Raw genomic sequence first — 21,247 nt, 5'->3', positions numbered from 1 at the left:
TGGTCAGGGGTGGATGTGGGTCAGGAGGAGGTAGGCGCCGAGGGTGGTCATGGCGGCGCCGGAGAGGCGGGTCGTCGTGCGGGCGGCGGTGGGGTGGGTTTCCAGGATGGTTCGGGTCAGGGTGCCGAGGCAGAGGTAGAAGGCGGCACAGGTCGTCATGAAGGTCAGGCCCAGGACGGCGAGTTGGGCCGGGACGGGCCAGGCGTCGCGCGGGTCGGTGAACTGGGGCAGCAGCGCCAGGAAGATCAGCAGGCCCTTGGGGTTGAGGCCGCTGACGCCGACGCCGCGCAGGAAGGTGTTCCAGCCGGTGGTGGCGCCGGCGCGGGCTTCCGGTGTCGTGGGGCGGGCGAAGGTCGTCGCGCCGTGCCAGATCAGGTACAGGCCGCCGACGACGGTGAGGCCGGTCAGGGCGGAGGGGGAACCGGCGACCAGCGCGCCGACCCCGGCAGCGACGATCGCGGTGATGGCGGCATAGCCGGCGACCAGGCCGCCCACGGCGGGCAGGACGGAGCCGCCGCGCAGGCCGGCGCCGATCGTGAAGGCCCAGTCCGCGCCCGGGACGGCGATGAGCAGCAGCGCCATCGCCCAGAAGGCGAGTACCGATTCCGTTGCCATCGCATTCCTCCCCTGGCGGCGGCTATTACGGGGAGAATACGATTGAATTGGCGGAAAGTGATTCCAACTTTTGCCGGGTGAAAGCGCATTTGTGGAAGGATCTGCTCCGTGGACGCCATCGACCGGAAGATCCTTGCCGTGCTCCAGGTGGACGGCCGGCTGACGGTCACCGAACTCGCGGCGCGCGTCGGGCTGAGCGTCTCGCCTTGCCACCGGCGGCTGCGGGAACTGGAGCGCGGCGGGACGATCCGCGGGTACCGCGCGGTCGTGGACGCCGCGGCACTGGGGCTGACCTTCCAGGCGCTGGTGTTCGTCACCATGCGGCAGGAGGACCGCGACACGCTGCTCGGCTTCGAGGCCGCCGTGGCGCGCGTGCCCGAGGTGGTGCAGGCCCAGCGGCTGTTCGGCGATCCCGACTACCTGCTGCGCATCGTCACCGCGGACCTGAAGGCCTACCAGGAGCTGGAGGACGACGTCCTCGCCGCGCTGCCGGGCGTGCAGCGGCTGAACTCGACGCTCGTGATGAAGCACGTGGTGAGCGACCGGCCGCTGCCCACCTGAATGCGTAGGGACGGGCCCCGCGCCGGGCCCGTCCCGCGGTCACGTCAGCGGCGGTAGAGGTTGAGCTTCTCCTCGCCGATGCGCTCGCGGAGCGCCGGGTCGTCGACGCCCTGGCCCTCGCCGGTGGCGCCGCACAGGACGGCGACCTTGCCGATGTGCTGGTTCGTCTGGACGGCCCGGGTCGCGTCCCCGGCCTGCTCCAGCGGGAAGACCGCCGACAGCGTCGGGTGGATCATGCCGAGGCTGAAGAGGCGGTTCACCTCGACGGCCTCGTGGTAGTTGAAGCCGTGCGAGCCGATGATGCTCTTCAGCCGCATCCACAGGAACCGGTTGTCGTACTCGTGCCGGTAGCCGGTGGAGGAGCCGCAGGTGACGATCTTGCCGCCGCGCTTGGCGACGTAGACGGACGCGCCGAACGTCTCGCGGCCGAGGTACTCGAACACGATGCCCGGGTCCTCGCCGACGAGCCGGCGGATCGCCTCGCCCAGCATCCGGCCGGCCTTCGGGTGCCGGAGGCCCTGCTCGCCGAGCTCCAGGTCGTTGCGGTTGATGACGTGGTCGCAGCCCTGCGAGCGGACGATGTCCGCCTTCTCCTCGGAGGAGACCACGGCGACGGGGATGCCGCCGCCGTTCTTGACGAGCTGCGTCGCGAACGAGCCGAGCCCGCCGGTGGCGCCCCAGATCAGGACGACGTCGCCCTGCTTCATGCGGGCGCCGTGGGTCCCGACGAGCATCCGGTAGGCGGTCGCGGCGCACAGCGTGTTCGACCCGGCCTCCTCCCACGTCAGGTGGGCGGGCTTGCGGATCAGCTGGTTCGCCTTGACGATGCAGTACTCGCCGAGCGACCCGAAGTTCGTCTCGAAGCCCCAGGCGAGCTGGCTCTCCGACATCATGCCGTCGTCGTAGGAGCCGTGGTCCTCCTCGTCCACGTAGGACGGGGAGAGCACGACCTTGTCGCCGACCTTCCAGCTCTTCACGCCGCTGCCGGTGCGGACGACGACGCCCGAGCCGTCCGAGCCGAGGATGTGGTACGGCAGGTCGTGCCGGGCGCCGTACCAGCCCTGCCGGCCGAACTTCTCCAGGAACGCGAACGTCGGGACCGGCTCGAAGATCGCCGACCACACGGTGTTGAAGTTGATCGCCGCGGACATCACCGCGACGACGCACTCGTCCGGCGCGAGTTCGGGCATCTCGACCTCGCCGACGTGCAGGGAGCGGCGCACGTCCTTGTCGGTCTGGCCCTCGAAGATGCCCACCTCGTCCTTGCGGGTGAACGCCGCGCGGAAGCGGGTCGGCAGGTCGATCTCCTGCAGCTCGGGGCCGCTCGCGCCGGACCGGACGGCGTCGAGCAGGGCGTGGGACGGGCCGGGGTGGGCCATGGGTGTGTCCTCCGTGGAACGGGTAAGGGACGGGGCCTCAGCGGGCCGTGATCGGCGCCCGGGCGGCGTCGCTCTCCCGCCGTCCGGAGAGCCTGGCCTCCAGGTGCGCGGCGAGGGCGCCGACACCGGGCGGGTCGAGCAGGTTGAGATGGTGCGCCCCGGGGATCGTGACGATCTCCAGGTCGGCGCAGAGCCCGCCGAAACCGTTGGTCCCGTCGAGCACATAACGCGCATCCCGGACGGCCCAGGGGGTCTCCTCGGGCGCGTAGTAGAGGATGACGTGCCCGTCGTAGGGCTCCGGCTTGTACGCCTCCAGGGAACGGGTGTCCTGGTGGGACGTGAGCTGGTGGGTGAGCGCCGCCGGGGGGATGTAGTCCACCAGCGGTGCCGCGCGCTCCATGACCAGCGCGAACTGCGACTCCTCGTCCAGCCCGGACAGCTCCTCGTAGGTGAGGGAGACCTCCAGGCCGTACGTCTCGTTGATGTAGTCGGCGAAGGCGGAGAAGCGGCGCGCGAGCGTGTCGGACTCGTCGTCCACCGCCAGCGGGAGGCCCGCGTCGAACAGCGCGACGAACTCGACCTCGCGCCCTGCCGCCTTCAGCTGCCGCGCCGTCTCGTAGGCGAGGACGCCGCCGAACGACCAGCCGCCGAGCCGGAACGCGCCCTCCGGCTGCGCCTCCAGCAGGTGCCGGACATAGCGGGCGGCGCGCTCCTCGACGGGCGGCGCGTCCTCGAACCGCTCCAGCCCGTACACCGGCTGGTCGTCGCCGAGCAGCTCGACGAGCTGGCGGTAGCAGGCGGTCGTGCCGCCGGCCGGGTGCGCGATGAAGATCGGCCGCCGCCCCCCAGAGGGTTTGAGAGGACGCACGGTCTGCCGCGCGGCCTCCTCGTCGGCCGCCCTGATGTACTCGGCGACGTTCTCCGCGGTCGGCGTCTCGAACAGCTCCCCGCGGGTGACCTCGCCGCCGAGCTCCTGCGCGACGAGCGCGACGACCCGGTCGGCGTCGTGGTCCTGCCCGCCGAGGTCGGCGAAGAAGTCGGCCGTGACGCCGACGCGGTCGAGGCCGAGGACGTCCTCGAAGATGCGGACGGCCAGGCGCTCGGCGGCGTCGCGCGGCATGACATATCCGGATTCGGCGTTCGAGACCGCGGTGGACGCGGGGGCGGGGGCGTCGGCGAGGCCGAGCTCACCGGCCGCCCACTCCTCGAACACGTTCACGCTGGCGCCCTGGAGCAGCACCGACGCCGGGACGGTCAGCCCGAGGTCGTGCTCGACACCGCTCTTGATCCGGACGGCGACGAGCGAGTCCAGGCCGAGGTCGGTGAGCGGGACGGCCGGGTCCAGGCGCTGCGGATCGAAGCCGAGCACGGCGGCGATCCGGTACCTGACCTGCGCGGCGATCATCTTGCGCGCGGTGGCCGGGTCGAGCTCCCTGAGCGCCTCCACGCCGGGCCAGTCGCCCGCGTCGCCCGCGCCCTGCTCGTCCGCCGCGGCGGTGAGCGCGGCGAAGTACGGCATGTTCCTGATCTCGGGGAACAGCCCGACCGCCGTGGCGGGGTCGAAGCGCAGCACGCCCGTCGCCGCCCGGCCGTGCACGAGCAGCGCCTCCAGCGCCTCCGCGCCCTCCGCCGGGCTGATCGGGTCGATGACGGTGACCGACGCCTCGGCGGCCCCGCCGACCTGTGACCAGGTGCCCCAGTTGATGGTGGTCCCGGGGCGCCCGTTCGCGCGCCGGTGCGCGATGAGCGCGTCGATCGCGGCGTTCGCGGCGGCGTAGGCGGCCTGTCCCGGCGAGCCGAGCAGCGCGGCGGCGGAGGAGTGCGTCACGAACCAGTCGAGGTCGAGGTCCCAGGTGGCCTCGCTGAGCCGCCGCGCGCCCTCGACCTTCGCCGTCCACACCCTGTGGAGATCGCCGGGGCCGAGGTCGGCGATCAGCCGGTCGTCGATCGCGCCGGCGCCGTGCACCACGCCGCACAGCCTGGCGCCGCCCTCCTGGGCGACCCTGATGAGGCGCTCGGCCGTGCCGGGCCGGGCGATGTCGCCGAGCACGACGCCGACGTCCACGCCGTCCTCGCGCAGGCGGGCGATCACCTTCTCGGCGTCGGCGTCGGGGCCGCTCCGCCCGGACAGGACGATCCGACCGGCGCCCCGGTCGGCCAGCAGCCGCGCCGTGACCAGGCCGATCCCGCCGTACCCGCCGGTGATGACGTACGCGCCGCCGCGCCGGACGACGCGCTTCTTCCTGGCCGGCGTCTCGGGCAGGGCCGCCTGCGCGAGGCGTGCCGCGCGCCGGGTGCCGTCGCGCCAGGCGACCTCTCGCGCCACATCGCCCGCGAGGAGCTCCGCGACGAGGTCCGCCGGACGGTCGACGTCCACATGGGTGGCGCGCTGGACGGTGCGTTCGAACGCCAGCACCCTGGTGAGCGCGCTGACGAACGCGTGGCCGGGAACGCCCTCGCCCGCCAGGGGCAGCGCGGAGCGGGTCGCGACGTAGAGGCGGGGGCCGTCCGGCAGCGAGCGGCTGACCCCGGCGACGGCGAGGACGAGGTCCTCGTCCACGAGATCGGCGGAAGGGACGAGCACGACGCCCTCGACCGGTTCCTCCATGGCCGGGTGGTCGTCCGGCGGCCGGTTCGTCAGGCGGTGCCGGATGACGCGCTTCCCGCGCTCCTCCAACCCGGCGGCCGTGGCGTTCCCCAGCGCCTCGTCCTCCTCGGCGAGCACCAGCCAGGTGCCGCCTTCGGACGGCTCGGTGTCCTCCGGAAGCGGAGCCTCGTCCCAGACGAGTTCGACGAGCTTGTCGGCCAGCGGGACGGGGATGTCGTGGCGCTCGACCCGGCGCAGCACGATGCCGGTCGCCTCGGCCAGGACCTGGCCGTCGGCCGCCAGCAGCACGACCGAGCCCGTCAATGTGGGGGGACGACCCCCCACGCCCCCCGGAACCTCACCGTCGTCACGGGTGATCTTCGCCTGGACGTGGCCTCCGCGGTGCGTCGGCCCGAACACGCGCAGGCTGCCGATCGTCTCGGCCTTCCACACGCCGCCGTCGCCGCCCGCCGCCTCGTCCGACAGGACGGACAGGCAGCGGTCGAAGACCTCCGGGTGCAGCCGGTAGTGGCGGCTGCCGCGCTCGGCGGCCGCGACCTCGGTGGCCGCGCCCGGCCCGGACGCGGCGGGGGGACGGCGGTCCTCCCCGACGTCCGCGCTGGCCAGCCGGACCCAGGTGCCCGCCGGGGTCAGTGCGTGGATCTCGACCCGCTGCTCCGCCTCGGTGAACGTCGTCGTCACGGTCGTGTGGTCGGCGAGGGCGAGCGGCCGCTCCATCCACAGGCTGTTGACGCGGACGTCCTCGGTGCCGAGCGCGGACGCCCCGGCGGCGAGCGCCATCTCCCCGAACGCCGCGACCGGCAGCGCGTCCAGCCCGTGGACGGCCGCCGCGCGCAGCCACGGCTGCGCGGCGAGCCCGACGTCGGCGCGCCAGGCGTGCCGGTCCTCGCCGGGAAGCTCCACGTGCGCGCCGAGCAGCGGGTGCTCGTCGTGCTTGCCCGACGTGCGGGACGACAGGTCGACCCAGTGCCGCTCGTGGCGCCACGGCGACTGCGGGACGTCGACGATCCGCCCGTCCGCGGGCCCGCTGATCGTGTGGCCGTGCGCGGCCAGCGTGGCGAGCTGCGCGTGGAAGGTCAGCGTGTCGTCGGTCTCCTGGCCCTTCGGGGCCCGCTTCAGCGTGTGGGTGACGAGCGCGCCCGTGCCCTCCAGTGTCTCGCCGACGGCGTGGGCCAGGATCGGGTGCGCGTTGACCTCGACGAACGTCCGGTACCCGTCCTCGGCGGCGGCGGCCACCGCGTCCGTCAGCCGGACCGCGTTGCGCAGGTTCGCGGCCCAGTGGTCGACGCCGAGCCCGGACGCGGAGTCGAGGTGGGCGCGGGGGTCGTCGAGCGCGGTGGTGTAGAGCCTGATGCCCTCGGCCAGCGGGGTGCCCGGCTCGGCGCCGACGTCGGCGAGGGCCTCGCGCAGCTCGGGCAGGAGCGGGTCGACCTGGGGCGAGTGGCCGGCGCCCTCGGCCTGCACCATGCGGGCGAGCCGCCCTTCGGCCTCCGCCCGCTTGACGATCTCGGCGACCTGGTCGGCGTCGCCGGTCACGACGGTCTGCTTCGGTGAGGAGTGCACGGCCGCGTAGACCTCGGGCAGGCCGCCGGCGAGGCGGGCGACCTCCGCGGCGGACGCGCCGAGGACCGCCATCGCGCCGCCGCCGACGAGCCGCGTCAGCAGGCGGGACCGGCGGCAGATGACGCGGACGCCGTCCTCCAGGGTGAGCGCGCCCGCGACGACGGCCGCCGCGACCTCGCCCATCGAGTGGCCGACCACGGCTCCGGGCGTGACGCCGTAGGAGCGCCACATGCGGGCGAGGGCGATCTGGATCGCGAACAGCACCGGCATCGTGTCGGCGGGGCCGCCCGGCTTGCGGCCCTCTTCGAGGAGCGCCCACAGGTCGGGGCCGCCCTCCTCGGCGAACAGGCCGTCGAGGTCGTCGATGGCCTCGGCGAACGCGGGCTCCTCCTCCAGGAGCCGCTGGGCCATGCCCGCCCGCTGCGCCCCGTACCCGGAGAACACCCACACGGGACGGCCGGGCGCTCCGAGCGCGGTCCCCGTCACCACACCCGGGTGCGGGCGGCCCTCCGCGAGCGCGGTCAGGCCCTCGACGAAGCCCGCTCGGTCCCTGGCGGCGACGGCGGCGCGGGCCCGTCCCCGGCCGGCGCGCCGGTGCAGGGTGCGGGCGACGTCGGCGAGCTCCACGTCCTGGTCCTGGAGCCACTCGGCCAGGAGGGCCGCGTGGTCGCGGATGCGGTCGTCGCCGGTGTCGGACAACGGGAACGTCCTGACCACGGCCGGCTGGACGGTCGCCTCCTGCGCGGGCGCCTCTTCCAGGAGGACGTGCGCGTTCGTCCCGCCGAAGCCGAACCCGGACACGCCCGCCCGTGCGGGGTGGCCCCTGTCGGGCCACGGCGTCTCCTCGGCCACGACCTCCAGGCGGAGCTCGTCGAACGGGATGTGCGGGTTGGGCTCCTTGTAGTGCGCGCTAGGCGGGATGACCCGGTGGTGCAGCGCCAGGACGGTCTTGATGAGGCCCGCTATGCCCGCCGCGGACTCCATGTGCCCGAGGTTGGACTTCGCGGAACCCAGCAGCAGCGGCTCTCCGGGCTCGCGGCCCGCGCCGAGGACCTCGCCGACCGCCTTGGCCTCGATGGGGTCGCCCAGGAACGTCCCCGTCCCGTGGGCCTCGACGTAGTCGACCTCCCGCGTGTCGATGCCCGCGCTCGCGTACACGTCCCGCAGCAGGGCGCGCTGCGCGTCGGAGTTCGGGGCGACGAGGCCGTTCGAGCGCCCGTCGGAGTTGACGCCGGAGCCGCGGATCACGGCGAGGACGCGGTCGCCGTCGCGCACCGCGTCCGACAGGCGCTTCAGGACGACGGCGCCGCAGCCCTCCGCGCGGACCATGCCGTCGGCGGAGGCGTCGAACGCCTTGCAGTGCCCGTCGGCCGCCGTCGCGTCGGCGAGGTCGAACGTCATCGTGACGGTCGGCGACAGCAGCAGGTTCACGCCCCCGGCCAGCGCCACGTCGGCCTCGCCGCCGCGCAGCGCCTGGACGGCCAGATGCGCCGAGACCAGCGACGACGAGCAGGCCGTGTCGACGATCATGCTGGGCCCGCGCAGGTCGAGCAGGTACGACAGCCGGCCCGCGATGATGCTGAGCGCCGCGCCCGTCGCCGTGAACGGTTCGAGGGACGCCAGGTCGGACGCGGTGAACGCGGCGTACTCCGGCGCGGACACGCCGACGAAGACGCCCGTCCGGCTGCCGCGCAGCGACGCCGGGCCGATTCCCGCGTGCTCGAACGCCTCCCACGCCACCTCGAGGACGAGCCGCTGCTGCGGGTCCATGGACGCGGCCTCGCGCGGGGTGATGCCGAAGAACTGCGCGTCGAACTCGGCGACGTCCCGGAGGAAGCCGCCGAGGCGCGTCGTGCTCTCCAGCAGGTCGCGGACCTCGGGGGAGCCGTCGTCGAAGGCGTCCCAGCGGCCGTCCGGCACCTCGCGGACGGCGTCGCCGCGACCGGTCAGGAAGCGCCAGTAGTCATCGGGCCCGGTCAGGTCGCGGTCTCCGCCGGGGAAGCGGAGGCCGACGCCGACGACGGCGATCGGCTCATCGCTCGCGTTCCGCCGCGCCACCGGCTCCGGTGCCGGGGCCTCCTCGGCGGCTCCGCCCGCCAGCGCGGCGGAGAGCTTGTTGATCGTCGGGTGTTCCCAGACGAGGGTGGCGGGGAGGGCCCGCCCGAGCATCTGCTCGAGTTCGCCGGCGATCGCGACGGCGTCCCTGGAGGCGAGTCCGAACTCCTCCAGCGGCCGGTCGGGGTCGATCTCGGCGGCGGTGGTCCTGGAGCGGCGCGCGATCTGCTCGATCAGGTGCCGGCGGACCGAATCCTCGCTGATCCGTGTCTCGTCCTGCGCGTTCTCCCGCGCGGCTCCGGAACGATCGTTGCTCTGCATGCGGTGGGTTCCCCCCATGAAACCGGGATCGTTCGTCGAAGCGGAGGGACCACTTTGTCTTACGATGACCGACTCACGATGCGCACCCAGACCACTTTTCTCCCCCACGTCTTGTCACGGTGATGACAAGACTCGGCAGTAACCAATGTGGCCTGATGGGATAGTCGAGTACCACGGCCCGCAGTCAGGGCTGAGTAACGAAGCGCAAACCAATAGTAACAATAGCGACGACTGTTTTTAGGGGGAACCGGCGGATTTCCGCGGCCGGTGCGGGAGTTCACGCCGTACGGACTGTTGACCCGGGGCCGATACCGATGGGCGCTGGCGGTGGTGGCCGTCAGCGCATTCATGATCACCATGGACAACACGGTGGTCGCGAACGCGCTGCCCACCATCATGAGCGACCTCGACATGTCCAACTCGGCCAAGGACTGGGTCGCCACCGGCTACATCCTGATGTTCTCCTGCCTGATGGTGGCGGGCGGGCGGCTCACCGACGTCTACGGCTGCCGCGTCACCTTCGTCTCCGGGATGGTCGTCTTCACCGCCGCGTCCGCCGTCTGCGGCCTCGCCCCCGACTCGGCGACCCTCATCCTCGCCCGCGTCGCGCAGGGCGCCGGCGCCGCCCTCGCCCTCCCCGCCACGCAGGTCATGGTCACCGTCGGGCGCACCGACAAGCAGCGCTCCCTCGGCACGATCGTCTGGGTCGGCGCCGGCTCCAGCGCCACCGCCCTCGGCCCGACCATCGGCGGCTTCATCGTCCAGCAGTGGAGCTGGGGCTGGATCTTCCTGATCAACATCGTGCCCGGCATCCTGGTCATCCTGCTCGGCATGGTCGTCCTCACCGGCAAGGGCGAGAACCGCGACGCCCGCGTCGACCTGCCCGGCGTGCTCATCTCCGCGACGATGCTGTTCGCCTTCACCTACGGGCTGGAGTCGGGGAACAAGCACGGCTGGGCCGACCCGTCCGTCCTCAGCGTCTTCGCCCTCGCGGTCATCGCCCTCGCCTGCTTCGTCCTCGTGGAGAGCTGGGCCCCCGACCCGATGATCAACCTGCGGTTCTTCCGCAACCGGGTCTTCGCCGGCGGCCTGCTCTCCCAGATGCTCTACGGCATCGGCTTCAACGGGATGATCTTCTACTCGGCGACGTTCCTGCAGCGCTTCCTCGGCTTCTCCCCGCCCCAGGCGGGCCTGGTGATGCTGCCGCCGTCCATCGCCATCATGGTCATGACGCCGGTCGCGTTCTGGCTGGCCGCCAAGCTCGGCCCCCGCCCCGCCATCGGCGGCGGCCTCGCCCTCATGGCCTTCGGCATGTTCCTGTTCTCCACGATCCAGCAGGGCGACGGCTACGCCGACCTCATGCCCGGCGTCATGATCGTCGGTGTCGGGGCCGCGATGGGCATGCCGCTCGTCATGTACGTCCTGAAGGCCGTCCCGGAGCAGCAGGCGGGCGTCGCGAGCGGCGTCATCAACGTCATCCGCGAGGCCTCGGGCGCGTTCGGCATCGCCATCGTCGGCCTGCTCATCCACCACGTCCCCGAGGAGGGCGCGAGCGCCGCCGAACTGGAGACGTTCCGCAGCGGCACCGCCTCCGGCCTGATCCTCGGCGCCGTCCTCGTCCTCATCGGCGGCCTGATCAGCGGGCTCACGCTGCCCAGCCGCCGCGGCTGGCTGGGCCCGAAGCACGGCAAGTCCGCACCGCTCGTCGACCCTTCGCCCCGCCGACCGGCCGCGACCCCCCGCGACCCGGTCCCCGTACTGGCCGCCCCGGTCGCCGCCGCCGCGCCGCCCAACGAGCCCCTCCCGATCCCCCTCACCTGGGAGGAGGACCCGGTTCCCGCCACCGCCCCGGGCCCCCACTGGTGGACCGACACCGACCCCAAGCCCCAGGACGACACCTACACCTGGACCACCGAGGCTCCCTGGCCGCCTCCGCCCAGTGGGAACCCGTGGAAGGACTGGCCGACCCCGGAGCCCGCGTCCCCCGGTCCGCCAGAGCAGACTGCCTCGCCTGCCCCGTCCCCAGGCGGCGTCCACGGCATCCCCGATCCGCCGCGTAGTGCCGCGCCCTCCCCGGGCACCGTTTCCGAAACGCCGACCGACGCCGTTCCTCCCCCACCGGCGGACGACGTCTCCCCAGGTCCCCACCCTGTCCCGCCGCCAAGCGGCCGCCCCGGCATCTCCGCCACCCCCGCGACCGAACCGCTGGCAGAAGACTCCGCGACACCGTGGTCCCCGATGACGACCGACCGTCCGCCCACCGAGGCCGCTGAACGTGTCGAGGACGAAGAGGCGGCGGCGGGCGAAGGTTCCGGCTTCGATGGCACTGTGGACGAGCTGGACGAGGACGGGGATGCGGCGCCGCACGGGCGTCCGATGGAGGCCGCGGAAGGCGCCGACCTCGGGAAGGTGACCGAGGATCCGCCCGCGGAGACTTCGAGCGCGTCGGCGGAGAGCGCCGAAGAGAGCCCGGCCGAGGAGGAGGGCGTGGATCCGGCGGAATCCGAGCCCCCCGCCGAGGACGAGGAGGGCCCCTCGGAGGGACGGCCGGCCCCCCCGAAGGGGTGGTACGAGCCTTATGTCCCCGAGGAGGAGCCGGCGGAGGAGCCTCCGATCGTTCCGCGTAGTGACGCCTGGTAGGAGGTAGCGTGAGCCGGATCGTGATCTTCGCGGCGGGGTCGCGGGGGGACATCCAGCCCTGCGTGGCGCTGGGCCGGGCGCTGCGGGCGCGCGGGGACGAGGTGCGGCTCGTGGCGAGCGCGCGCTACTCGCCGATGGTCGTCGCGGCGGGGCTGGAACTCGCGCCGCTGACGGCGGATCCGACCGAGATCCTCGAATCCGACGCCGGTCAGGAGTTGCTGGCCGGCGGGCGCAATCCGGTGAAGTTCCTGCGCGGCTTCAAGCGGATCCTCGGGCCGATGGCGGAGCGGCTCCTGGCGGAGTGTTCGGACGCCTGTAAGGACGCGGAACTGATCCTGGGGCCCACGCTGGGTTTCCTTCCCCGTCACATAGGTGAACATCTCGGTGTTCCTTGGGCGCTGATTCATTTCCAGCCGAGCGAGCCAACCGGGGCGTTCCCGCACCCGTTCGTGCCGCAGGCGCGCGCGCTCGGACCGTGGGCGAACCGGGCCAGCTTCCTCGCGGTCGACGAGATCGCGTGGCAGCTGTCGCGCCCGTTCATCAACCCGTGGCGGGACGGGGCGCTCGGGCTGCCCCGGCTGCCGCTGCGGGGCCGGCGGGCCGACGGCGGTCCGGTGCTTGCGTGCTTCAGCCCGGTGGTGGTCCCGAGGCCCGCCGACTGGGCCCCCAACGTGCACCTGACGGGCTACTGGTTCCTGGACGAGCCCGAGTGGGCCCCTCCCCAGGAGCTCGCGGAGTTCCTGGCGGCGGGCCCCGCACCGGTGTACGTCGGGTTCGGAAGCATGGTGCCGAAGGATGCCGAGATGACCGACATGGCCGTGCGGACGGCCCTGAAGCTCGCCGGCGTGCGGGGCATCGTGCAGGGCGACCCTGCGACGTCGGACGACACCGTGTTCGCCGTCCGCGACGTGCCGCACTCGTGGCTGTTCCCGCGCATGGCCGCCGTGGTGCACCACGGCGGCGCCGGCACGACGGCGGCAGGGCTGCGGGCGGGCGTCCCGACCGTGGTGTGCCCGTTCTTCGGCGACCAGCCGTACTGGGGCGAGCGTGTCGCCGCGCTGGGAGCGGGCCCCGCCCCCCTGCCGTTCCGCGCGCTGACCGTACCGAGGCTCGCCTCGAAGATCCGTCGCGCCGTCCACGACCAGGCCATGGCCGACCGCGCCACCGACCTCGGCCACCGCATCCGCGCGGAAGACGGCACGGCCCAAGCCCTGACCGTCATCGACTCCCTCCTGCCGCGCTAGGAACGGCGCGGCTTTCGGGAGGGTTCAGAGCGAAGGCCGCGCCGCGCCGCGTTCAGTCGTCGGCGGGTTCTTCGCCCCAGTGCCAGCCTGAGCCGTCCGGGTTGGGGACGATCACGCGCTTCGTGCGCGGGGCGGGCCGGGGTGCCGGTTCGGGCGGGCCGTCCGCCCAGGGGGTCCAAGGTTCCTTCGCGGGCGGCCTGCCGGGCTCCGCACCGTCCGGGGCCGTCCGGAAGACGAGGTCCGGCGGCTCGGGCGCGCCCGGCCTCGGGGCGGGGTGGAACGCGGTGTTCGCCTCGACGCGCGGGCGGGCGGGGGGCTCGGGTGCCCGGCCCGGCGCGGACGGTCCGCTGCCCTGGCGCGGCCGGGGCGGCTCTGGCGTGTCGGGGGGCCGCACAGTACCGGGGGACGGTGCCGGGGCGCTCGGTGGCCGGTGCCCGTCCTGGGGCGCGGCGGTGGGGGGCGGAGTCGGCGCCGCCCAGTTGATGGCGTAGGGGTAGGGCTGCTCGTCCGGGAGGCGCGGCGGGGCCGCGGTGGCGCCGACCGGGGCCAGGGCGGCGCCTTCGCGGAGGTCCATTCGGGAGTGCAGGCCGGCGAGGAAGCCCGGCAGCCACCAGTTGGCCGCGCCCATGAAGCGCATCGTCGCGGGGACGAGGAGGGAGCGCACGAGGGCGGCGTCGACGACGACGGCCACGAACATGCCGACGCCGATGAGCTTCACGACGGTGATCCCGGCCATGCTGAACGCGGCGATGACGAGGAGGAACAGCAGCGCGGCGCTGGTGATGATGCCGCCGGTGTGCTGCATGCCGGACGCGACGGCCACGCGGTTGTCGTGCGTGAGGTCCCATTCCTCGCGGATGCGGCTCAGCAGGAAGACCTCGTAGTCCATGGACAGGCCGAACACGACCGCGAGGATGAGGATCATGCTCGTGGCCTCGACGCCGCCGGTGGGCGTGAAGTCCAGCAGGCCGGCGAGGTGCCCGTACTGGAAGCCCCAGACGATCGCGCCGAACGAGGCGCCGATCGACAGGACGTTCATGACGATGGCCTTCAGCGGCAGGACGATCGAGCCGAAGAACATGAACAGCAGGACGAACGTGGCGAGGCCCACGACGAGCGCCATCTTCGGCAGGGATCTCATCAGGCTCGACATCAGGTCCATCTGCGCGGCGGTGCTGCCGCCGACGTCGATGTGCATCGGGTAGCCGTCCTTGGACAGGCTCATCCCGCGGATCTTGGTGACGAGGTCCTGGGCGTGCTGGTCCATCGGCTCGTACTTGTGCGTGACGGAGATCCGCACGCCCCCGTACGAGCCGGAGTAGCCGGTGAACTGGGCCTCGGTGACGCCGGGGAGGGCCGCGAGCTGCTTCCTGAACTGCTCCAGGTAGGGCGGGATGGGGTCGCCCTTGCCGGACGGCGTCCAGTCGCGGGGGATGAGGTCTCCGGAGACCACCACGTCGATGGGCTCGGCGGACCCGTTGGGGAAGTCCTTCTTGACCGTCTCCACCACGGCGCGGGTGGTGCTGTCCTTGGGCAGGACGCGGGCGTCGACGCTACCGAACTGGACGTTCAGGAACGGCACGAACATCACGCCCAGGATGACGAGCACGACCGCGAAGTACGGGAGCGGGTGCTTCATCACGCTGTGGCCGAGCCGGTACCAGAAGCCGCTCTCCGGGTCTCGCCGCGCGCGCTTGGAGTTGGGGCGCCGCCACCACATCTGGCCGATCTCGACGCGCGGCCCAAGGAGCGCCAAGAGCGTCGGCAGCAGGACCGTGGCTCCGAACACGGCGACCATGACGGTGGCTATGCCGGCGAGCCCGATCGTCCGGAGGAACATCTGCGGGAAGAGCAGGAGCCCGGCGAGAGCCGCCGAGACGGTGATGCCGCTGACCATGATGGTGCGGCCCGCGGTCGCCATGGTGGCGGACAGGGCGGTCTCGCGGACCGGCTTGAGCGCCGTCCGGTACTCCTTCTTGGCGGCCTTGCGCGCGGCCTTGTCTCGCTCCCGCTTCCACGGTTTGCCCGGTGCAAGCCCTTGGGCGGCCATGCCGCGTTGCAGTTCCTCACGGAACCGGCTGATGATGAACAGCGAGTAGTCGATCGCTAGGCCGACGCCCATCATCGTGACGACTTCCAGGGCGAAGGACGTCACGTCGGCCGCGTACGTCACCACGTGCAGGACGGCCAGGCCGCCGATCATCGAGAAGATGGCCACGGCCAGGGGCAGCACCGAGGCCATCAGCGCGCCGAACAGGATGACGAGCAGGATGAGCAGCGGCAGCGCGGTGATGGTCTCCGCGCGCACGATGTCGGCCACGACCTGCTTGCCGAACTCCTCACCGAGCGGGACGCTGCCGCCGTACCGGACGTCGAGCCCCGGCGCGGCCATGCGGTCCTTGATGAGGTGGTAGTTCTCGGTCTTGTCCGCGCCCTCCTTGCCCTTCAGCTTCACCGCGACGAACGTCGAGTGCCGGTCGTGGGAGGCGAAGGAGTGCGCGGCCTCGCCGTTGAACGACCAGTAGGAGACGACCTCCTCGACCTGGGCCTTGGGCAGGCGCGCGACGGTGGTGACGACGCTCGCCTCGAAGCGCGGGTCGTCCACCGTCATGGTGTCGCTGGAGTACAGGACGAGGACGTCGGGGTTGGTGCTGCCGAAGTAGGTGGCGCCGAGCTTGGCGACGAGCGTCGAGGACGCGTCGGGGTCCTCGAAGCCGCCCTCCTTGAACTTGGCGAAGACGCCGAGCCCCCACGCGCCCGCGACCGCCGTCATGACCAGGATCAGGACAAGGCTGGTCCAGCGTCGCCGGTGGATGAGACGCCCCAGCCCCGAAAGCATGATCCTCCTGTTTCAGCACGGCCGCCCGGGGGCCTCCCTGCCCCCGCGCGGCCGGTTTCCGTCGTTACTTGCGAGACGCCAGGCGGGCCGCCGTGGTCGGCAGGTCGCCGTCGAGGTAGCGCTGCCGGGTCGCGGCCCGTGCGATCTTCCCGCTTGAGGTGCGCGACACGCCACCCGGTTCGATCAATAGGAAGTCGTGGACGCTCATCTCGTGCTCCACGTTGACGGCCGCGCGGACCGCCGACTCGACCTCGTCCACGTCCAGCCGACCGAGGGGAACGCGCCGGTTGCGCTCCGCGACGACCACCAGCCGCTCGGTCTCCTCGCCGGTGAGCGCGAAGGCGGCCACGTGGTCGGGGCGGACCGCCGGGTGCGCCTCCTGCGCGGTGACCTCGATGTCCTGCGGGTAGTGGTTGCGGCCGTCCACGATGATGAGGTCCTTGATACGACCGGTCACATAAAGCTCACCCTCGTGGACGACCCCGTAGTCGCCGGTCTTCATCCAGGGCCCGGACGGCAGGTCGCCGGGCTCGGCCAGCTCGCCGCCGAACGTGTCCTGGCTCCGCTCGGAGTTGCGCCAGTAGCCGGGCGCCGTGTTGGGGCCGTGCACCCAGATCTCGCCGACCCGGCCGTCCGGCTGCTCGGCGCGGGCCTCGGGGTCGACGATCGCGACGATCTGCCCGCACGGGCGCCCGCAGGACACCAGAGCGCTCGTCCCCTCCCCGTCGTCCTCGCGGAGCCGCAGCTCGCCCTGGGTGAGCGCGTCCCGGTCCACGGAGATGATCTTGGGCGGGACGTCCTCGGCGGCGGCGGTGACGAACACGGTGGCCTCGGCCAGCCCGTAGCCCGGCGCCTGCGCGCCCGGCCGCAGCCCGGCCGGCGCCAGCGCGTCGGCGAACATCGACAGCGTGGAGGTGCGGATGGGCTCCGCGCCGTTCAGGCAGGTCGTCAGCCCGGACAGGTCCAGGTCGGCGATCTTCTCCGGCGAGGCCATGGACGCGACGTACTCGTAGGCGAAGTTCGGCCCCGCGGTGTAGACGTTCTTGCCGGGACGCTCCGAGATGAGCTGGAGCCACCGCATCGGGTTCATGATGAACGAGACGGGGTCGGTGTAGATGGCGTGGTCGCCGCGCACCAGCGGCAGCGCCATCGTCGCGATCAGCCCCATGTCGTGGAACAGCGGCAGCCAGCTCACCAGCTCCGGGTTCGGCTTCTCGGGCGACCACCCGGCCCACAGCTGCGCGGCGTTCGCCGTCACGTTCCCGTGGGTGATCTCCACTCCGGCGGGGCGGCGCGTCGAACCCGAGGTGTACTGCAGGTAGGCGATGTCGTCGAAGTCGATCGCCTCGTCCTGCCACTGGTCCGCCAGGGACAGGTCGACCTCCTCGGCGAACACGATCTCCTTCGGCTGCGGGACGTCGTGGTCGGCGAGGAACTTCTCCACGTGCGGCAGCGCGTTCCGCGTCGTGACGATCACCGCCGGCTCGGCGTCGGTGTAGGCGCCGATGAGCCGGTCGGCGTGCCCCGGCAGGTCGGGCGAGAACAGCGGGACCGCGATGACGTGGGAGTACAGGGAGCCGAGCATGGTCATCATGTACTCGAGCGTCTGCGGAAGCAGCAGCGCGGCGCGCTCTCCGGGACCGGTGACCCGGCGGAGCGTCACGGCCGTCGCGCGCGCCCGCCGGTCGGTCTCGGCCCAGCTCAGCGTGAGGTGCGCGCCGGACGGGTCGGCCGAGTAGTCGACGAAGGTGTAGGCCGGGGCGTCCGGCTTCTCCCTCGCCCACCGCGCGACCCGCTCGATCAGCGGGGTGCGGCCGGAGCCGCCGGGCAGGAGGTCGGGAAGCAGCGAGCCCAATGCCATTGATCATCTCCCGAGGGGACGGGCCGGACGGGGCCGTGGTCGATGCCGTGAAGGGGGTTGCACGCCGCCGGCGGAGGTGCGCCGCGCCTGCCGGACGATTCCGCCTGGAGGTCTCCGGTGACCGGCGATGATCGTCAAGCTACCGGATGGTAGTCAGTGTGCGATATTAGCTCGCGGTCACATTCGCCAAAGTCCGGTTTGTCACCCCCGTGACAAGAGGAAATCCCCTTTCACACCTGGGCGTTCGGCCGGTCACCGACCGTGCCCGGGGCTACTGCCCGGCGGAGAAGATCTGCTGCATGATGCCCCTGCGGTGCCGTCCCTGGTAGGTCGTCTCGGGGTTCACCTCGTCCGGAAGCGCGGCGAGGTAGCGGCTCTCCGCGTCGATGAGCTGCTCCAGCTCGCCGCGGTCGAGAAAGACCCCCTTGCATCCCGGGCATTCCTCGATCACGACACCGTGGCGTTCGTGGGTGTCGAGCCTGGACTCGCACTTCGGGCACTGGAACGTCGCGTCTGACATACCGGATCCCCTGTCCGTCACGCCCGCGTTTCCGTCGCCGGTCAGCTTACTGACACTCGGCCCTTTTCGGGGTGATAGCGGGACATCGGACCGCCGATTCGGATACGCCTGACCAGCACGTGTCCGTTCGCGTCGTACCGGCCCGGCCTCCGGCGTCAGCCCGTTCTGCCCCGGTCTGTACTGCCCTCCGCGCGGCTCAGGGCGGTCCTGCGCCGGGCCAGCACGATGCACGTGGCGCCCCACAGCAGGCCGATCTCGGCCACGAGGGCGGCACCGAGGACGAGCGCCCAGTCCGTCCCGTCGCTCTTCTCCAGTCCGGCCGGGGACATCAGGGCCGTGCGGTCGGCATCGGGCGCCTGCGGCGGCACCGAAGGCTTCACCGGCGGCAGGACCACCGGCGCCGACGGCGCCTGCCCGGGCAGTTTCGGCAGCGGAGCCCCGGCGCTCGGCAGACCGGCCCCGCCCGGCGCCTCCGGCACGCTCACGGCGGGCCCGCCCGGCGGTTCGCCCTTCCCGTCCGGCCGAGTGCCCGCGTTCGGTTCGCCCCCATGGCTCGGCTCGCCGCTTTCGCCCGGCTTGGCACTGACGCTGGGCTTAGCGCCGGCGCTCGGTTTCGTACCGGCGCCGGGCTTCGCCTCGTGGGACGGCTTCACGCTGGGAGGCGGCGCGAGGTTCTCGGGCGGCCGCACAGCGTGAGACGGCGGCGCCGCCTGGCTCGGAGTCGTGCCCTGGTGCGGCGTCCCCTGGCTCGATGTGCCCTGGGAGGGGACAAGGTCGTGAGGCGGCTTCGCACCGCCGCTCGGCTTCGTGCCGTGAGACGGCTTCGTGCTGTGAGGCGGCTTGGCGGTGTGAGGCGGCTTGGCGGTGTGAGGCGGCTTGGCGCTGTGGGACGTTCCGGCGGTCGTGGACGGCTTGGTACCGAACGTCGTCGGGCACGGCCATCCGCCCACGGTCGTGCTGCCTCCCACGCACGGCGTAGGCGGGCCACCCGGCCTCACAAGACGCGGGGAAGAACTGGAAAGCGGCTTGGCGCCGTCCACCGGCTCACCACCGGACGGGCACGGCTCGTCCTCAGCGCAGTCAGGCATGGACGGGCCGCCGCGCGGCAAGGTCTGGTCGTGCCCGGAGACCGCGATGACCATGCGGGTCGAGCGGGGCGGTGCGTTGGAGGCCTCCACCACGGCGAGAATGCTCGGCGGCTTCGCGGACGCCCCGGAAGCGGGGAGCCGAACCGTCCCGCCGCGTTGACGCCCGTCCGTCCCCACACTGCCCAGAGCGCAGCGCAGCCCGCTCCCGGTCACCGAGCAGTCGGGCGAGAGCCTCGTCCAAGACAGCGGCCGGTCGGCGGTGAAGCGCAGGCCGACGCCGCGCGCGACGCCGCCCGAGGCGCGGACACGGGCGGTGAAGCTCAGCGCGCGGTAGCGCCCCTGGGTCGTCACGCCGCCGGACGTCATGTCCACGAGGACCCGGACGCCGGACGGGCCTGGGGCCGGCGCCGCCTGCGCGGCAGGGCTCACCAGGGTGAGCGGGACGGCCAGCGCGCCGCCCACCGTGATCGCGCCCCAACGGGCCCTCGATCGCTCCTCTCGCACTCGCTCCCCCTCGCGTCTCCTCGTGGCTGCCCCCGGGGGCGGCGCCGAGGCGCCGGACACAATGGGTTATTGCCCGGTCGCTCAACGGAGTAACGTGCCTCATCCCGGCAACCCACCCTCTTTCGCACAGCGAAATCAAAGCTTCATAGAATCGGGTGGTCGCGAGGGAGAGGAGTCACGGGTGGCGGAGGCCGTTCGGTCGCTGGAGCGCGCGTTCGACCTGCTGGAGCATCTGGCGGACGCGGGCGGCGAGATGGCGCTGTCGGAGCTGACGGAGGCCTCCGGGCTGCCGATGCCGACGATCTACCGGCTGATGCGGACGCTGGTGAACCAGGGCTACGTCCGGCAGGAGCCGTCCAAGCGCTACGCGCTGGGGCCGCGGCTCATCCGGCTCGGCGAGGGCGCGAGCCGCCTGCTCGGCACGTGGGCGCGCCCGGTGCTGTCCCGGCTGGTGGACGAGGTCGGCGAGACGGCCAACATGGCGGTCCTGGAGGGGGACGAGGCCGTGTACGTCGCGCAGGTGCCGTCCAAGCACTCGATGCGGATGTTCACCGAGGTGGGGCGGCGCGTCCAGCCGCATTGCACGGGCGTGGGAAAGGCCCTCCTGGCGCAGCTGTCCGACCAGCGCGTTCGCGAGATCCTCGCCAGGACGGGCATGGACGCGCACACGCCCAACACCTTCACCGACGCGGAGACCCTCCTCGCGGAGTTGGAGCGGATCCGCCGGCAGGGTTACGCGCTGGACGACGAGGAGCAGGAGATCGGTGTCCGCTGCGTCGCGGTGGCGCTGCAAGGCGCGCCGACGCTGACGGCCATCTCGGTGTCGGGACCGTCAGGACGCATGACGCGTGAGGCGGTCCCGAACGTCGTGCCCGTCATGCGTGACGCAGCCGCCCGTTTCGCCAAGGAGCTCGGCCCGGCCTCGGCCTGAGGCCGGCCTTCCAAAGCGAAAGCCCCCGGACCGTGGTCCGGGGGCAGACGATCCGCGGTCGTCAGTCGACCGGCTCGCCGACGATGACGGAGGGACGGCCGCCGCGCTCCCACGCGACGAAGTCGCCGGCCGACTTCACCAGCACGGACGCGAGCCAGAGGGCCAGCCCGGTGTCGTCGGCGATGCCGACGACGGGGATGACGTCGGGGATGGCGTCGACAGGGGAGATGATGTAGACGAGGCCCAGGGCCAGCAGTCCGAGGGTCCCGAAGGACATCCCCTTGTACTGCCCCCGCAGGACCGCCTTCAGCATCCTGGGGACGGCTCGGACGCGCTCCCAGAAGCCGGGCGCGTCGGGTTCGAGCGTCTCGCGGTAGATATGCCAGGCCTGCCCGGCGGCGGCCGCACTGCGCTTCCTGTCCACCAGCACTCCTTTTGTGGGGGGTATGTGAGGGCGCGCCCCCGCAACGCCCACGTACGACTAGGACGCGATCAGTGCCGGATTTGTTCCCTCCGAT

Annotated in this window: 12 protein-coding genes; 4 read left to right on the top strand and 8 right to left on the bottom strand. The window is 72.4% G+C overall.

Annotated elements, in window-relative coordinates:
- Nucleotides 1–3: 3 nt before the first annotated feature.
- A complete protein-coding gene (locus FKD65_RS25870) occupies nucleotides 4–615 on the bottom strand; it encodes a LysE family translocator (RefSeq protein WP_141579939.1) in 612 nt (203 codons plus the stop codon).
- A 108-nt stretch (nucleotides 616–723) separates the two neighbouring features.
- Between FKD65_RS25870 and FKD65_RS25865 the strand changes: the two genes are divergently transcribed.
- Nucleotides 724–1,176: an Lrp/AsnC family transcriptional regulator gene (locus FKD65_RS25865; RefSeq protein WP_141579938.1), complete on the top strand. Its 453-nt coding sequence runs from the start codon at nucleotides 724–726 to the stop codon at nucleotides 1,174–1,176.
- A gap of 44 nt (nucleotides 1,177–1,220) precedes the next feature.
- On the opposite strand, the gene ccrA is transcribed toward FKD65_RS25865, so the two are convergent.
- Together ccrA and FKD65_RS25855 are read right to left on the bottom strand one after the other, a co-directional pair.
- Nucleotides 1,221–2,555, bottom strand: a complete 1,335-nt coding sequence (gene ccrA, locus FKD65_RS25860) for a crotonyl-CoA carboxylase/reductase (protein WP_141579937.1) — start codon at nucleotides 2,553–2,555, stop codon at nucleotides 1,221–1,223.
- A 37-nt stretch (nucleotides 2,556–2,592) separates the two neighbouring features.
- Nucleotides 2,593–9,102, bottom strand: coding sequence for a type I polyketide synthase (locus FKD65_RS25855; RefSeq protein ID WP_141579936.1), 6,510 nt, complete (start codon nucleotides 9,100–9,102; stop codon nucleotides 2,593–2,595).
- Nucleotides 9,103–9,432: 330 nt separating this feature from the next.
- On the opposite strand from FKD65_RS25855, the gene FKD65_RS25850 reads away from it, so the two are divergent.
- Nucleotides 9,433–11,742: an MDR family MFS transporter gene (locus FKD65_RS25850; protein ID WP_240809599.1), complete on the top strand. Its 2,310-nt coding sequence runs from the start codon at nucleotides 9,433–9,435 to the stop codon at nucleotides 11,740–11,742.
- 8 nt (nucleotides 11,743–11,750) lie between these two features.
- Nucleotides 11,751–12,986 carry a glycosyltransferase gene (locus FKD65_RS25845; RefSeq protein WP_168221192.1) on the top strand — a complete coding sequence of 412 codons (1,236 nt, stop codon included), beginning with the start codon at nucleotides 11,751–11,753 and terminating at the stop codon, nucleotides 12,984–12,986.
- Nucleotides 12,987–13,038: 52 nt separating this feature from the next.
- Here FKD65_RS25845 and FKD65_RS25840 read toward each other — a convergent pair whose 3' ends face one another.
- From FKD65_RS25840 to FKD65_RS25825, 4 genes are all read right to left on the bottom strand, one after another.
- Nucleotides 13,039–15,825, bottom strand: a complete 2,787-nt coding sequence (locus FKD65_RS25840; protein ID WP_141579934.1) for an MMPL family transporter — start codon at nucleotides 15,823–15,825, stop codon at nucleotides 13,039–13,041.
- A gap of 64 nt (nucleotides 15,826–15,889) precedes the next feature.
- Nucleotides 15,890–17,686, bottom strand: a complete 1,797-nt coding sequence (locus FKD65_RS25835; RefSeq protein ID WP_141579933.1) for a fatty acyl-AMP ligase — start codon at nucleotides 17,684–17,686, stop codon at nucleotides 15,890–15,892.
- A 271-nt stretch (nucleotides 17,687–17,957) separates the two neighbouring features.
- Nucleotides 17,958–18,206 carry a zf-TFIIB domain-containing protein gene (locus tag FKD65_RS25830; RefSeq protein WP_141579932.1) on the bottom strand — a complete coding sequence of 83 codons (249 nt, stop codon included), beginning with the start codon at nucleotides 18,204–18,206 and terminating at the stop codon, nucleotides 17,958–17,960.
- A 155-nt stretch (nucleotides 18,207–18,361) separates the two neighbouring features.
- On the bottom strand, nucleotides 18,362–19,798 hold the full coding sequence (locus tag FKD65_RS25825; protein ID WP_141579931.1) for a hypothetical protein: 1,437 nt from the start codon (nucleotides 19,796–19,798) through the stop codon (nucleotides 18,362–18,364).
- 181 nt (nucleotides 19,799–19,979) lie between these two features.
- Here FKD65_RS25825 and FKD65_RS25820 point away from each other — a divergent pair, with 181 nt between their 5' ends.
- Nucleotides 19,980–20,729: an IclR family transcriptional regulator gene (locus tag FKD65_RS25820; protein ID WP_302931550.1), complete on the top strand. Its 750-nt coding sequence runs from the start codon at nucleotides 19,980–19,982 to the stop codon at nucleotides 20,727–20,729.
- 61 nt (nucleotides 20,730–20,790) lie between these two features.
- On the opposite strand, the gene FKD65_RS25815 is transcribed toward FKD65_RS25820, so the two are convergent.
- The gene (locus tag FKD65_RS25815) at nucleotides 20,791–21,153 is read right to left on the bottom strand and encodes a YkvA family protein (RefSeq protein ID WP_141579930.1); all 363 of its coding nucleotides are present in this window, start codon (nucleotides 21,151–21,153) and stop codon (nucleotides 20,791–20,793) included.
- Between the last annotated feature and the right edge of the window lie 94 nt (nucleotides 21,154–21,247).

Source organism: Actinomadura sp. WMMA1423, assembly GCF_006547145.1.
Lineage (GTDB): Bacteria > Actinomycetota > Actinomycetes > Streptosporangiales > Streptosporangiaceae > Spirillospora.
The sequence above is the reverse complement of the archived record's forward strand: the minus strand, read 5'-3'. Positions and strand labels throughout refer to the sequence as shown.

What these genes read in the sequence shown, in the direction of transcription:
- FKD65_RS25835 (WP_141579933.1), bottom strand. Translation starts at nt 17,686, where the DNA reads ATGGCATTGGGCTCGCTGCTTCCCGACCTCCTGCCCGGCGGCTCCGGC.
- FKD65_RS25830 (WP_141579932.1), bottom strand. Translation starts at nt 18,206, where the DNA reads ATGTCAGACGCGACGTTCCAGTGCCCGAAGTGCGAGTCCAGGCTCGAC.
- ccrA (WP_141579937.1), bottom strand. Translation starts at nt 2,555, where the DNA reads ATGGCCCACCCCGGCCCGTCCCACGCCCTGCTCGACGCCGTCCGGTCC.
- FKD65_RS25870 (WP_141579939.1), bottom strand. Translation starts at nt 615, where the DNA reads ATGGCAACGGAATCGGTACTCGCCTTCTGGGCGATGGCGCTGCTGCTC.
- FKD65_RS25840 (WP_141579934.1), bottom strand. Translation starts at nt 15,825, where the DNA reads ATGCTTTCGGGGCTGGGGCGTCTCATCCACCGGCGACGCTGGACCAGC.
- FKD65_RS25855 (WP_141579936.1), bottom strand. Translation starts at nt 9,102, where the DNA reads ATGCAGAGCAACGATCGTTCCGGAGCCGCGCGGGAGAACGCGCAGGAC.